This window comes from Parageobacillus caldoxylosilyticus, from assembly GCF_019272935.1.
In the GTDB taxonomy this organism is placed as follows: domain Bacteria; phylum Bacillota; class Bacilli; order Bacillales; family Anoxybacillaceae; genus Saccharococcus; species Saccharococcus caldoxylosilyticus.
Map to the genome: position 1 here is coordinate 2216795 of NZ_CP040553.1, position 13362 is coordinate 2230156.

Consider the following 13362-nt stretch of genomic DNA (forward strand, 5'->3'; position numbering starts at 1 on the left):
GGTGAATTATATGACGGAAAAAGGGAAAATCGTCCAGTTGATTGCGAAGATTGTGTTTATTGTTGCTCTTCCTGTACTATTCTTTACGTTCATTGGCCATAACCCAATGAAGGTAACGGAGAAGACAACGAACCGAATCGCGGTAGTCAACGAAGATTTAGGAGCCACTTACGATAAGAAAACATACGAATTCGGCAAAGAAATGATACCAGCCCTTGATGATGCTTCTACTTATCAATGGTCTGTCGTCAACCGCAGTCAGGCGGAAAAGGGGCTGGCGGACGGCCAATATGACGCTGTCGTTTATCTGCCATCCGATTTTTCCAGAAACATTTTAACGTTTAATGAAAAACAGCCGCTAAAGGCAACCGTTCAATATAAAATCCAGCCGAATCTTGAGGCGAAAAATCGGGAGCGGGTACAGAGAGAGTTAGAGGCAGCCAAAAATACGATCAATCAAAAGATGTCTACACTGTATTGGAGCTATGTCGGTCAAGCGATAGAAGATATTCGCAAAAAATTCAGCGCTATTTTGGAAAAAGAAATCGCTTTTCAAAAGACGATGTATGATTTTTACACCCCTAGTTCTACAAAATTAACAAAAGAGATCGAGAGTCAAAGGAAGATGCTTGAACAGCTGCTTTCGTCTTCGAAAAACGCCGAAAGCTCCTCCAACGATACGTTAAAAGGTTTGGAGCGGGCGAAAACGGAGATTGCTTCGTTTATCGAGGATATTCAGGAGTATAAAGAATATCAGCAACGGCAGCATGATCTCATCCAAGAAGGAATTCATCAGTATGAAATGATGGTGAGTCAAGGAATACGTTCCGTCGTAGAACGGCCATGGAATGTCAAACCGGAGTTGGAATTAAATGGCCAAACCTTGCTCAAATCTGTGTCCACACTGCGCAATACGGTTGCGAACAGCCATACGGCATTGACGAATCTCTATGACCAGCTGGAAAATGCCAACGTTGATGAACGACTGTTGGAGTCGCAAAAAGATCTCATCCGTCAGTATCAACAACAAACAGATACAAAGACATTGGACGAAGTGCAGCAAAAACTCATTTCGCTACGGCAGCAGCTGCAATCCGCCGCCACTCCATCAGCACCGAATGAACCGCCGGTACCGGGAGAGTTGCCGCAGCCGGCAGGGAACGGAGAGTGGCTGAATGCGCTCGAGCAGCAGCTGGCGTCTTTAAAGACCGAGCTGCAAACGGTAAAACCACAACTCCCGCAAGAGGCGCAGGAAGGGCAAGGTACATCGGAAAGCTGGGGGAATATTGACAATGTCATGAATCAGCTGGAAATAGAAATGCAAAAGGCAAAAGAAGCATGGCAAAAGCAGTTATCCCTCGAGCAGCAATGGCAGAAAAAATATGCGCAATTGGCCGCGCAGGCAAATGACGCCAATGGGCAATCGGAAGAAACAGTGGTTCAGCAAATTATTGCAAAAGAACAAGCTATTCTTCAGTCTCCGTCGTTATCTGAAGGGAGAAAGCAACAATTATCAGCCTGCTTTCAGCCGGCTATCCAAAGCAGAAACATGAATGATCTTCTCGCCTATTTTGCTTGGTTATCGATTTTTGAGGATGCATTAAAGCGAACGGGGAATGTTGATGAAGCACTTGTGGATCAGCTGATTTTAAATTGGAAGGAAAAAGCGGAGATTTTCCAAACTTTATCGAAGATTCATAGCGGAATTCAGCAGTTGCAGGGCGACTCAGCCGCTTCTTTGCAAGGTGCAGAAACGGCTGAAAATAACGTTCATTCTTTTGTTGAAGCAACGCTTGAATATATACGGCAATATGATGAAAATGTGGAAAAAGTGCAGGCAGAGCTGATGGAACAACTGCAAGCGCTAAACGACGCTGCGAATGAAGTAACAGCACAGCTTCAGCAAACCGTAGATGAAGAAGGAACAATACAATCGACGCTAGGAGCCAACGATGGCGAATTTGTTATTACCATGCAGCAAAACACGCTGCAAGACGTTGCACAAATTTCTGATTTGGTCACCTCCATTGCTAAAGGGCAAGACCGGATGATCGATTATACAAATAATCTGCATGACAAAGTGGCATCGGTCCAAGATCGGGCGGATGAGTTAAACAACAAATGGGCAGCCAATGTTAATACAACCAAACAAATTAAAAATGATGTATATCATCTGCTAGACAATGCGATGGTAGACCAACAAACAAACGGATATGTGTATGATTACTTAACCAATCCGGTACAAGTAAAAGGAGATATCCCGGAAGAGAAAACAACGTACACGCCGCCTGTCGTGATGTTTATCATTATTTTGCTCTGCGGCATGCTCATCGGGTTCTTCCTGCATTATCATTCTTCCGTTCCGCTTATGATGCAGGCTGCATTGCTGGTCATGATGAACTTGCTTGTTGGCTTCATCATCAGCACATATGGATTGCGAATTTATCCGATGCAAGATGTGCAGGCCCTCAAGTGGAGCATCTTTACCATCATCTTATTATTTTTCTGTTCTGCCATTGTTCGTTTGGCCTTTTTCATCGGACCGTTTACCGGCTGGGTGCTCGGAGTCGGCTTAATCCTGTTTTTCATTACTCCATTACTCGACTTAGTATTGCCAAACTTTAGCTTTGACCATCCGATCTCAAAGACGTACATGTCGATTCAATATGGAGACCAGCAAGCATTTTATCCAGCTGTCCTTACGTTAGGAGTTGTCACGCTGCTCATGTCCGCTGTTCCGTTTTTAAAACAGCGCCTGGCCGTTTTGCAGAAGGAGGAGGAAACATATGAAGGGTAGAGGACGCCTTGTGATGTTCTTTTTCCCCTTCCTCTGCTCTGTATTGGCTGCGATGGGGGGGACGGTTTACGCGGAAACGGACAAGTGGCCGGAAATTGAACCAAATCAATATCAACGGCAGGACATCGAATTACGTATGGATTACATTCATGAAGAGTCGCTGCTCGATGAAAAAAGAGATTTACCGGAGGTGCAAACATCGCTGACATTTCAAAGACCGACATCTTCTTTCTTTGAGCAAACAAAAGCACAGTTATTTTTATCGGGTGAAAAAGAAACGAATACGATTGCTGTCAAAGCGGAGAAACTAGGATTGTTTTCTGCCGTCGAAGAACAAACGGTTCCGTCTCATCGGCCATTGGATGAGGCGGAACAAACATCATCATCGTTTCTGCCATGGCTGTTCGGCTTTTTCATTTTCGGCTTTCTTATCGTCCTCTTCACGGTAATCGTTCCGCGCATGAAAAAGTTTGTTTCGTAAACCCGTTATCTGCCGAAGGAACGTTTTATTTAGTATGGAAGAATAGATGAATAAGGAAAAAATCCCGATGGTCATCTAGAAAAATAGGAATATATCATGATTTATCCTTGTGTTACCATTTAATAGTGTGTAAATGAGGGGGAGGAATCAAGATGGCGTCTTTATTGGAATCGGCTGAAAAAGAATTGAGACGTTGGGCCTGCGAGACGATGATCGATTGCCTCGAGTCCTATCAGGGGCAAGTCAAAGAAGCGATAGAGGAGTTTCATCAAGGCACTCATGCCTTTTATCGCGCAAATGAGGAGTATGTTCCGTATTGGCAGGGAGAGTCGAGGGAAGCGTATGAATTGGTATACGGGGACTTGCGGCAAATTGAGGCACGCATTTATGCGACCGCAGATGATCTTTTGCATGAAATAAGCAGGGAAATCGCCCGCCTTCGGCGAAAGATAGAGGAGCTGCAATGACGACGATACGAATCAAGCCAGAAGAGCTGGAAGCCGTAGCCGAGCATGTCCCTGACGCGGAAGACGCCTGCTGTCGTGCGCGGACCTCGCTTTCCTGGGAACTACCCTCTTTAGTGATAGAGATTACCGGCCTCGGTTCTGATGCCATCCATGAGCTCAAAGATGAGCTGATTCATTGGCTCGACCGCTATGAAGAAAAGCTGAATGAAGCGGAAGAACTGCTGTACCGGACGGCCGCGGCAATAAGACAGGCAGACCAAACGCTTGCGGATAACATGAAAGAATTCGGTTTGGAGCTTCTTGGCTGGTATGATGTGCAGCGGGTGTTTGGGGAATATGATCCGGTGACAGGGGAACGGCTTTCATTTGGAGACCGCCTGCTAGCGGGGGGAATGTTATTGTTGTCCGTCATTCCTCCAGCCAAAGGAGCAGGCATCGCCGGCAAAGTGGGGATTAAAGGAGTGAAAGCGGCCGGAACCGCAGCGGATGTTTCGAAATGGATTTCGAAAACAAAAAACGTCCTGAATGTTGATAAAATCAAAGGGGCTTTACAAACGATCTATCACCAGGTCATCAAAGGGCCTATCACCGCAACGATCCGCTCGTTCAAACAGCAATTGGATAACTTTTTTAAAAATGTTGGTTCTGTCCTGATGGGGCCGGAGCCGGCCTTGGCAGGAGTCGGTGGCCCGACATCCCGCATGTGGATGAGCGGGGTCGAGAGGGGAACAAAAGAAACGACGATGAATATCGTCGGCAGAACGGGAGATGAGGTAGGTAAGGGTGCAGGTAAAACAGTTGATGATTTAATTAAAGATGCTAAGCCTGGAAGGGCAACAAAAGGAAGAACTACTCAGTATGAGTTATCAGGTGGATTTAATCAGGCAGTAAACGACTTTTATTCACTCAACCCTAAAATTACGAAGAATACTCCTGACCTCAAAGTCGGTATTTTACAGGATGGGAGAACGGTTATTGTTAGAACCAAAAGTAGTGATGGCCGTCCTACACTTGAAATTCAAGACGGCAAGAAGAAAATAAAGTTTCGTTACTAGAAAACAAACATGGAGGAAAGTTTTATGGAACAATGGGAAAGATGGGTACCGCTAGATGATATACCTTCAACAATTTATAATGATATGTTTTTAGATGGCAAAGATGGTGTGATTTTAGAATTTAGCGATGAAAATTGTGAAAAAAAAGTGGTAGTGAATTTTGAAGAGGGAGTATTATCGTATAGAAATACTGATGAAGGTTCATTATTAGAAACGCTAAATTATTTAGACCAGCATTATGGTACAGATTTTTATAGTAATTGGTCTTTATTTAAAGTAAAAAACTCAGAATACTTGAATTGGTTTCATAAAGAAAGTTGTGGTATATACGAGTCAGGAGAGGTAGAACACTATGTATTTTTAACACCTAATGATGTAATTGAAATCCTATCGATATCCCCTCCTAGTATTACGGTAAAGTAATTTTGTTATAGTGAGTAAAGCAAGACCTTTGATACATCGATCAATTAACAATCCCCTTGAACTTGATTAAGGGGATTTCTAGTATTATGTCAAGGATAAAAGAAACTGGCAATATGAGTAATATGAAGCCTCAAAGGAGATATGAACTCTCTTTTGAGGCATTTTATGATAGAATTTCTGGATTATTACCGTTGACTTGAAGATTCGGCCACATTGATGAATTTGAAGCTCGTCACATACTTTTCTAACGATGAATTGGATAGTTCTGCTTGGAGAAAAGCGATTTGATCAGGAAAAATGGAAAATGCGTCCATTTTATTCCCGAAGCAAATTCGGAAATTCATTGAGAGAGACAAATTTTCTTCTGATTTTTGGAAAAAGAGAGCGTTAAATTGGGCCGCACAAGACAATGAATATTTGATAAGAGGAGAAATACCTAGCAAATTCATAAAAATTTCTCCTAAGGAGTGAGTATATTATGTTTTTATTATATTTCCAAGATGAATGTCTGGGTGAAATACAAGATATCAACACTGAAGGCATGTGGATGTGTGGTAAACTTATACCTAATCAAAATATAGTAAAGTTTAAAGATTTTTTTAAGGCTCTTACGAGTGAAGAAAATGATTTTAAAGAAAGTGAATATAATGAAGAATGGTTGAAAGATGATAATTGGTTTATTGTGGATGATCATCAAAATAAAAGAGGAATTTATTTGCCGGCTGTGTATGAAGACGGGGAAATAAATTGGAGATGGAGGTAACTTGATTTAAAACAAAGACCTTGATAGGCTATATGCCTTCAAGGTTTTCTTTATATTTAAAACGAATTGTTGTTTAAAATAAAGATTTTATAAAGTAAAGTGAAATTGAGCCAAGCTACTCATTGAAAAATACCTGGTATTATGTCAAGAAAACGGACACGTGATGATGTATAAAATTTTGTGTAAAGCATTTTGCTAGATCAAAAGAAAAAAGGTAGGGTATTCTCTGATTTGGACCAAAACATTCCAGAGAAAGGAGAACCCTACCTAGTCTAAAAGTATATCGAATGTAGACTGGGCTCATCAACTGGAAAGTGCGATTCGCCAGTTTATAAAGGAAAAATTAGAGCTGACTATGCGTGAAGAAATAAAAAATTTCCTCGAAATAGAACAGGCTGGAACGTCGAATATGAGAAACGGCTACTATCAACGAAATCTAGATACGCAATATGGCCGGATTGAAGGTCTTTTGGTCCCAAGAGGCCGAAACGGAGAATTTCAAACGCAACTGTTTGCCCCTTACCAACGCCACACCGGCTGGCTCGAGGAAGCAATCATTAAGATGTATCAAAGTGGCATGAGTACGCGTGAAATTGGCAAGTTTATCGAACGAATTCTAGGAAATGCCTACTCCCCAACAACGATTAGTCATATCACGGATGTGGTAAAGGAAGACATTGTGAAATGGCATACACGTCCCCTACCCAAGCGATATTCGGTCTTATATTTGGATGGTTTATACGTAAAATTTCGTCGTGAAACCGTGGAGAAAGAAGTCATTTATATGGTGTTAGGGGTGAATGAAGAAGGATATCGCGAAATTCTTGATTTCTTTGTGGGAGGACAAGAAAGCGCCTATGTATGGCAGAGGAAATTCTTCAAGGCCTCTACCAAAGAGGCGTCCAGGAAGTGCTTCTGGGCGTATTCGATGGATTACCGGGATTGGAGGAGGCCTTTAAGGCGGTTTATCCGAAAGCCCATGTGCAGCGTTGTGTCGTTCACAGAGTCCGCAACACCCTCCGTCGTGTTCGGAAAAAAGATCAGTTCGAAATGGCGGAGGATCTGAAACTCATTTATCGATCTCCGAATAAAAAATTGCACTGGAGATGTTTCGGCAGTTTGAGTCAAAATGGTCCAGCAAGTACCCAAGAGAAGTCCAATCTTGGGCCAATGAGTTGGATGTCCTCCTTACATTTATGGATTATCCAAGCAGTATTCGAAGTGTGATTTACACGACGAATGCCATTGAACGAACGATCAAGGAGATTCGGAAACGTCTAAAGCCGATGAACAGTTTGAGCAGTTTAGAAGCCGCGGAAAAAGTCGTGGTATTTGACCATCCAAGACTTTAATGAGAAATGGGCAGGACGAAAGTTACGAGGATTTGCCGAAGCGTATGAAGCCCTCGAGCGAATGTTTGAAGAACGTTACAATTAACCATATATTGTAAATAAACAAAATAAGGGGATTCACCCTTTCCACACAGGAGACTTGAATATTCAGAGTCTCCTGTGTGGAGGAAACTAGTTCCCTATTCATTCTAAATCCATTTCAGAGAAACCCTAACTCCCATTATATTACACAAAATTCTTGACGGTACCCTCACCTATAAGGTCTTTAATAAGAAAATTGTAAAGCCTACCGAAATTGATGTAATTTATCCAATTAAGAATAAGTCCATGGTTACGTTAGTTACGTGTCATCCCAAATACTCAGATAAACAGAGGCTGATTGTTTTTACTGAACTGGAGACAGAACAAATAAAGGATGGACGGGATAAATTTTAATGGGGATGTATGCCTGTCACCGTCCGAATTAATTATTACTATTTGCTTCACACATTCATGTGACTGTTCTACATTTGCAAAAGATGGTTTCACATTGTATTCGGTACCTGTGGTCAATCTTCAAAAAACAGGCAATCACAATTTCGATATTAAGATGCAATATGCTCCCTACATTCTAAAAAGATAAGGAAAAAGTCCTGATTGCCATTTGGCAAAACAGGAATATATCATGATTTATCCTTATTTTACTTATGTTACCATTTAAATAGTGTGTAAATGGGGGGAGGAAATCAACGTGTCGTCTTTATGGGAATCCACCGAAAAAGAATTGGAACGTTGGGCCTACGGGACGATGATCGATTGCCTCGAGTCCTATCAGGGGCAAGTCAAAGAAGCGATAGAGGAGTTTCATCAAGGCACTCATGCCTTTTATCGTGCAAACGAGGAGTATGTTCCGTATTGGCAGGGAGAGTCGAGGGAAGCGTATGAATTGGTATACGGGGACTTGCGGCAAATTGGGGCACGCATTTATGCGACCGCAGATGATCTTTTGCATGAAATAAGCAGGGAAATCGCCCGCCTTCGGCGAAAGATAGAGGAGCTGCAATGACGACGATACGAATCAAGCCAGAAGAGCTGGAAGCCGTAGCCGAGCATGTCCCTGACGCGGAAGACGCCTGCTGTCGTGCGCGGACCTCGCTTTCCTGGGAACTACCCTCTTTAGTGATAGAGATTACCGGCCTCGGTTCTGATGTCATCCATGAGCTCAAAGATGAGCTGATTCATTGGCTCGACCGCTATGAAGAAAAGCTGAATGAAGCGGAAGAACTGCTGTACCGGACGGCCGCGGCAATAAGACAGGCAGACCAAACGCTTGCGGACAACATGAAAGAATTCGGTTTGGAGCTTCTTGGCTGGTATGATGTGCAGCGATTGTTTGGAGAATACGATCCAATCACCGGAGAACGGATTACAGCAGGAGACCGCCTGCTAGCGGGGGGAATGCTATTATTGACCGTCATTCCTCCAGCCAAAGGAGCAGGCATCGCCGGCAAAGCAGGGATCAAAGGATTGAAAGCGGCGGAAACAGCGGTGGATGTTTCCAAATTGGTCTCGCAAACGAGACATGTTCTCCGCTATGATAAAATCGTGCCTGCCCTTCAAGCGGTATACCACCAAGTCGTAAAGGCACCGATTACCCAAACGATCCGTTCGTTCAAAAAGAAATGGGACGATCTTCTTGACAGCGTTCGATCTGTCCAACTGCAGCCGGCATTTGCCGGGATAGGGCCGGTATCTAGGGCAGGGGTGCGGGAGACCGCGGAAGAAGCCACTAACACGTTTAGACATTTCATGATTAAAAAATCTGACGAAGTTATTGAAGGGATGGTGAAAGCTGAACCTAGTAAGGTAGTAAACGTACTCGCTAATTTCCAAAGCAAAAAATTTGTAGTTGGGAATCAAACATTCCTGCTAGATAAACGAGGAATGAAGCACATTCTTGAAAGGCATCATCCTGAGTATTGGGATGGGTCAATAAAAGCAAAACAGACTTTTCTAAGGAAAGATATGTCCATTGATGAGATAGTGAATGCTATAGAAACTATTATAATGCAAAATCGAGATACCCTATTGAAAAATGGAACGACCTTTAGTTATCAAATAAAAGGAACCTATAATGGAATAGAATATGTAGTTGGTTTTAACAGAGGACGAGTTGGTCAATTTTATCCACTTGAATAGTAGGTGAGAAAATTGTTTTATGTAAATACTTTCATTTGTAGACCAGATAAAAAAATAAATGACCTATCACTTTTGAAGAATAATATTGAAAGTTATTTCGTGCCAATTACTGATACTAGAGAATTATTGAATATCGAAGAATTATTGGATTTTGAATATTTAAGTGGGGCAATTCTATTCAAATATGGTGAACAAATTTTGCTTGATGTTACATTATGGGATTTAGTTGATCAATTATGGGTGTATATATTAAATGTCCTTGAGAGTTTGTTACGTACAGGAAAAGGCGAGACTTACTTTCCAGATCAACCTGTCAAGCTCCAAATAAACTCAATATCTGAAGATTTAGTGCTTTATGAAATAGAGGCGAATGACCATATAAAAGTTGTATTGCCGAAAAGAGAGTTGGTTGAGGCTTTATTGCGGGGGGCCGATGACTTTTTTCAAAGTATGGAGAAGTGTTTCAAAAAGAAGTGTAATTATGAATATGAAATAGAGAAGATAAAAACTTTGAGAAGAACTCTTTTGAATCAATAGATTAGCGTGTTTCTATCTTCCAAGCGGAATCCATACACTTACCAGCTAAACAAACTCACCAGATAAATTTTGTAGGCTTATTCCCATTTACCATTTTAGAAGGAATAAGCCTTTTTTGCATGCTAGTTAGTAGATGAAAAACAGGGTTTAATTACTAGAACAGATATAGCATGAATAAAAAACTTTCGAGCAATGCGACAGGCAGACCAAACGCTTGCCGATAACATGAAAGAATTCGGTTTGGAGCTTCTTGGCTGGTATGATGTGCAGCGGGTGTTTGGGGAATATGATCCGGTGACAGGGGAACGGCTTTCATTTGGAGACCGCCTGCTAGCGGGGGGAATGTTATTGTTGTCCGTCATTCCTCCAGCCAAAGGAGCAGGCATCGCCGGCAAAGCAGGGATCAAAGGATTGAAAGCGGCAGAAACAGCAGCGGATGTTTCGAAATGGATTTCGAAAACGAAAAACGTCCTGAATGTTGATAAAATCAAAGGGGCTTTACAAACGATCTATCACCAGGTCATCAAAGGGCCTATCACCGCAACGATCCGCTCGTTCAAACAGCAATTGGATAACTTTTTTAAAAATGTTGGTTCTGTCCTGATGGGGCCGGAGCCGGCCTTGGCAGGAGTCGGTGGCCCGACATCCCGCATGTGGGTGAGCGGGGCTGAGAGGGAAGCCAAAGGAACAATGATGAATATCGTCGGCAGAACGAGGGATCAGGTGATTGGCAAGGGTATTGGCAAAGGTGAACAAATACTTGATAAGGTAAGAACGTATGAACAAGCTAGAAATAAAGCACTTAAATTAGTAGGGGATTTAGGTCCAAATTCAAAGCCATATATAGGTACTCTTAAATCTAGTGCAGGGTACGGAAAAGTTGTGGGTAGGCAATCTGCTGATGGAAAGGTTAGATGGAGATTAGACTACGACCCTAATAAAGGGCCACATATTAATGTAGAAGATTTTCGTGAGGGTAAAGGGCTTAAAGCTAAAAAATATGTAATACCTTTTGAAGGTAATGAAAGTACTTTTAAAGCTTATTTAAAACACTTGAATAGATAAGGGTGAATTTGAATGACTTTATTAGATGAATGTATTGAAGCCTTAGGTGAAGATGCTGAAATTTTAATGAATAGTGAAAAAGAGAAAGTTCTTGATGCTTTGGAAAGCTCTTTTCCATTTGCTGAATGGGGGCGTATTGATTGGGACAAGGTTAGTAAAAAAGAAAATGTAAATACTGTAGATGATATAATAGCTTATCTAGAAAATTGTTACCAAAATTTTGATCCAGTTGTCTATATAATTTGGGACGAGGGGACTTTGCCCATTATCAAGTCTGATTTAAAAAAGGTTTTAGAAGTTATTGATGATGTTACGGCGGTTAGTTTTGATACTTGGATCTTTTCGCCAACTTCAGGATATGTAATAGAAATATATCATGAAGGGGAAGTGTGGGTTGGTATAAGATAGAAACTTGTAATATGGTAATATAGAGCCTCAAAGGAGATATTAAATCTCTTTTGAGGTATTTTTTTAGCATATCTCGAATTATTTTATATACACTGTAACAATCATATATACAATAAATAACATTTGGGTCTTCACCATTTTCTGTGATTTCTACTCAATCCTAGAAGTTAAGTCCATATAATTGTGTAAAAAGGGAAATAGAAAAAGAGCCATGTTGCTTCCCCTTTGGTAGAATAAACAGTGGACCAAAAACACCAAACATAAGGAGGAATGCAACCATGGCTCAATATCATATTACCCTAAATGATGAACTTTTGCACGGGTTATTCACCAGAGATGAGGGATTAGCTAAGCTATTGGAACAAGTCCTCAATCAAATCCTCGAGGCACAAGTAGAAGAACAGCTGGGAGCTCGCCGTTATGAACGAACGGAAGAACGAAAAGGCTATCGAAACGGTTCGTATCCACGCCAGCTGACGACCCGGGTGGGACGGTTGACCTTGCGCGTTCCACGGACAAGAGATGGGGAGTTCTCTACGGAACTGTTCCAACGGTATCAACGGAGCGAACAAGCACTGGTACTGGCACTAATGGAAATGGTGGTAAACGGGGTGTCTACCCGAAAAATCACTCAAATCACGGAGGAATTATGCGGCACTTCGTTTTCCAAGTCCACGGTCTCCTCACTGTGCAAGGGACTGGATCCGATTATCCAAGACTGGAATTACCGTTCCCTTCATGAACACGTGTATCCGTTTGTGCTAGTAGATGCTATTTATACGAAAGTCCGGGAGGATGGACGAGTACGCTCTAGAGCCGTGTTGATCGCTACAGGAGTGAATGAGGAAGGATATCGGGAAATTCTTGGCCTGCAAATCGGAAACAGTGAATCGGAGTCCAGCTGGAGCGAGTTCTTCGGATGGCTGAAAGACCGGGGACTCCGGGGAGTGGACTTGATCATCTCGGATCAGCACGGTGGGCTGGTGCAAGCCATTGAAAAGCATTTCCAAGGCGCTACATGGCAACGATGCCAGACACATTTTATTCGCAATATCCTCGATGCCGCACCAAAGTATATGCAGGATGCCTTGCTCGAGGAGATTCGTGGGATTCTTCATGCTCCAAATAAGCAAACGGCCCGGCTGTTATTGGAACAAGTGCTGGCCAAATGGGAAGAAAAAGCCCCAAAAGCCATGCAAATCCTCGAAGAGGGATTCGAAGAAGCCACCGCCGTATTGGACTATCCGGACCGTTATCGTCGGCGTCTGCGCACGACCAACGGAGTGGAACGGCTGAACGAAGAAATTCGCCGCAGAGAACGGGTCATCCGCATCTTTCCGAACCGGGAATCGGTGTATCGCCTCGTTGGTGCCGTGTTGATCGAAATCGATGAAAAATGGATGTCAGGGCGCAAATACTTGGATATGGCTGAATATTGGCAGTGGCGGAAAACGAAAGAGCAAGGAGTCCGATCGGTGAATCAGGAGGCTTCGGCGATCAAGAAAGTGGGATAACCTCTACGCCGTGTCAAGGAGAACGTGGAATACCGGAGCGAAGCGAGGATATGCCGCGAAAGTTCCTTGACACGCCTGTTCCTTGACAACATGATCATTTGTCCGGGAAGGCGACCGGCAGGGAGACTTGCCGGTCTTACCTACCATACGTCAAGTCATCAGGTCCATGTTGTCTATCAAAGGGGAATTTACACAATAATTTGGACTTGACCAATCCTAGAAATATGTTAGCTGGATGAAATAGGTTCATTAATCAGGATCCTTCTTCCGCATACAGACCATGAAGTTGGTAGAATGGAAACAGTCAAGTGCTTTCCTTGAC

The 13362-nt window shown here is 42.6% G+C and carries 12 protein-coding genes and 2 pseudogenes; all 14 read left to right on the forward strand.

Annotated features, from left to right (window positions below; translation table 11 throughout):
• The first annotated feature begins 10 nt into the window (after positions 1-10).
• The 14 genes and pseudogenes from esaA to BV455_RS11250 all read left to right on the forward strand — a co-directional run bounded on the left by esaA (position 11) and on the right by BV455_RS11250 (position 13040).
• Positions 11-2797 carry a type VII secretion protein EsaA gene (gene esaA, locus BV455_RS11180; protein ID WP_218687207.1) on the forward strand — a complete coding sequence of 929 codons (2787 nt, stop codon included), beginning with the start codon at positions 11-13 and terminating at the stop codon, positions 2795-2797.
• Entirely contained in the window at positions 2787-3278 is a 492-nt protein-coding gene (gene essA, locus BV455_RS11185; protein ID WP_042410528.1) for a type VII secretion protein EssA, read from the forward strand. Before esaA ends, essA begins: the two co-directional genes overlap by 11 nt.
• 152 nt (positions 3279-3430) lie before the next feature.
• Positions 3431-3745, forward strand: coding sequence for a hypothetical protein (locus BV455_RS11190; RefSeq protein ID WP_042410527.1), 315 nt, complete (start codon positions 3431-3433; stop codon positions 3743-3745).
• The gene (locus BV455_RS11195; RefSeq protein WP_218687208.1) at positions 3742-4800 is read left to right on the forward strand and encodes a pre-toxin TG domain-containing protein; all 1059 of its coding nucleotides are present in this window, start codon (positions 3742-3744) and stop codon (positions 4798-4800) included. Before BV455_RS11190 ends, BV455_RS11195 begins: the two co-directional genes overlap by 4 nt.
• 24 nt (positions 4801-4824) lie before the next feature.
• Positions 4825-5223, forward strand: a complete 399-nt coding sequence (locus BV455_RS11200; protein WP_042412452.1) for a hypothetical protein — start codon at positions 4825-4827, stop codon at positions 5221-5223.
• Between the two features lie 478 nt (positions 5224-5701).
• Positions 5702-5986 carry a hypothetical protein gene (locus BV455_RS11205; RefSeq protein WP_042412460.1) on the forward strand — a complete coding sequence of 95 codons (285 nt, stop codon included), beginning with the start codon at positions 5702-5704 and terminating at the stop codon, positions 5984-5986.
• Between the two features lie 280 nt (positions 5987-6266).
• Positions 6267-7423, forward strand: a pseudogene (locus tag BV455_RS11210) (IS256 family transposase).
• A gap of 191 nt (positions 7424-7614) precedes the next feature.
• Positions 7615-7773 carry a sortase domain-containing protein gene (locus tag BV455_RS20955; protein ID WP_409993899.1) on the forward strand — a complete coding sequence of 53 codons (159 nt, stop codon included), beginning with the start codon at positions 7615-7617 and terminating at the stop codon, positions 7771-7773.
• 295 nt (positions 7774-8068) lie between these two features.
• Positions 8069-8383, forward strand: coding sequence for a DUF5082 domain-containing protein (locus tag BV455_RS11220; RefSeq protein WP_183363818.1), 315 nt, complete (start codon positions 8069-8071; stop codon positions 8381-8383).
• Complete coding sequence (locus BV455_RS20380; RefSeq protein ID WP_245005275.1) at positions 8380-9516, forward strand: pre-toxin TG domain-containing protein; 1137 nt, start codon at positions 8380-8382, stop codon at positions 9514-9516. The genes BV455_RS11220 and BV455_RS20380 overlap by 4 nt, the downstream gene beginning before the upstream one ends.
• A 12-nt stretch (positions 9517-9528) precedes the next feature.
• A complete protein-coding gene (locus tag BV455_RS11230; RefSeq protein ID WP_081162520.1) occupies positions 9529-10053 on the forward strand; it encodes a hypothetical protein in 525 nt (174 codons plus the stop codon).
• Positions 10054-10242: 189 nt separating this feature from the next.
• Positions 10243-11118: pseudogene (locus BV455_RS20960) on the forward strand (pre-toxin TG domain-containing protein); the annotation flags it as partial.
• A 12-nt stretch (positions 11119-11130) separates the two neighbouring features.
• The gene (locus BV455_RS11245) at positions 11131-11526 is read left to right on the forward strand and encodes a CDI toxin immunity protein (protein WP_042412403.1); all 396 of its coding nucleotides are present in this window, start codon (positions 11131-11133) and stop codon (positions 11524-11526) included.
• Positions 11527-11804: 278 nt separating this feature from the next.
• Positions 11805-13040: an IS256 family transposase gene (locus tag BV455_RS11250; RefSeq protein WP_218687209.1), complete on the forward strand. Its 1236-nt coding sequence runs from the start codon at positions 11805-11807 to the stop codon at positions 13038-13040.
• Positions 13041-13362 lie beyond the last annotated feature (322 nt).

What these genes read in the sequence shown, in the direction of transcription:
- esaA (WP_218687207.1), top strand. Translation starts at nt 11, where the DNA reads ATGACGGAAAAAGGGAAAATCGTCCAGTTGATTGCGAAGATTGTGTTT.
- essA (WP_042410528.1), top strand. Translation starts at nt 2,787, where the DNA reads ATGAAGGGTAGAGGACGCCTTGTGATGTTCTTTTTCCCCTTCCTCTGC.
- BV455_RS11245 (WP_042412403.1), top strand. Translation starts at nt 11,131, where the DNA reads ATGACTTTATTAGATGAATGTATTGAAGCCTTAGGTGAAGATGCTGAA.
- BV455_RS20380 (WP_245005275.1), top strand. Translation starts at nt 8,380, where the DNA reads ATGACGACGATACGAATCAAGCCAGAAGAGCTGGAAGCCGTAGCCGAG.
- BV455_RS11200 (WP_042412452.1), top strand. Translation starts at nt 4,825, where the DNA reads ATGGAACAATGGGAAAGATGGGTACCGCTAGATGATATACCTTCAACA.
- BV455_RS11195 (WP_218687208.1), top strand. Translation starts at nt 3,742, where the DNA reads ATGACGACGATACGAATCAAGCCAGAAGAGCTGGAAGCCGTAGCCGAG.
- BV455_RS11250 (WP_218687209.1), top strand. Translation starts at nt 11,805, where the DNA reads ATGGCTCAATATCATATTACCCTAAATGATGAACTTTTGCACGGGTTA.
- BV455_RS11205 (WP_042412460.1), top strand. Translation starts at nt 5,702, where the DNA reads ATGTTTTTATTATATTTCCAAGATGAATGTCTGGGTGAAATACAAGAT.
- BV455_RS11190 (WP_042410527.1), top strand. Translation starts at nt 3,431, where the DNA reads ATGGCGTCTTTATTGGAATCGGCTGAAAAAGAATTGAGACGTTGGGCC.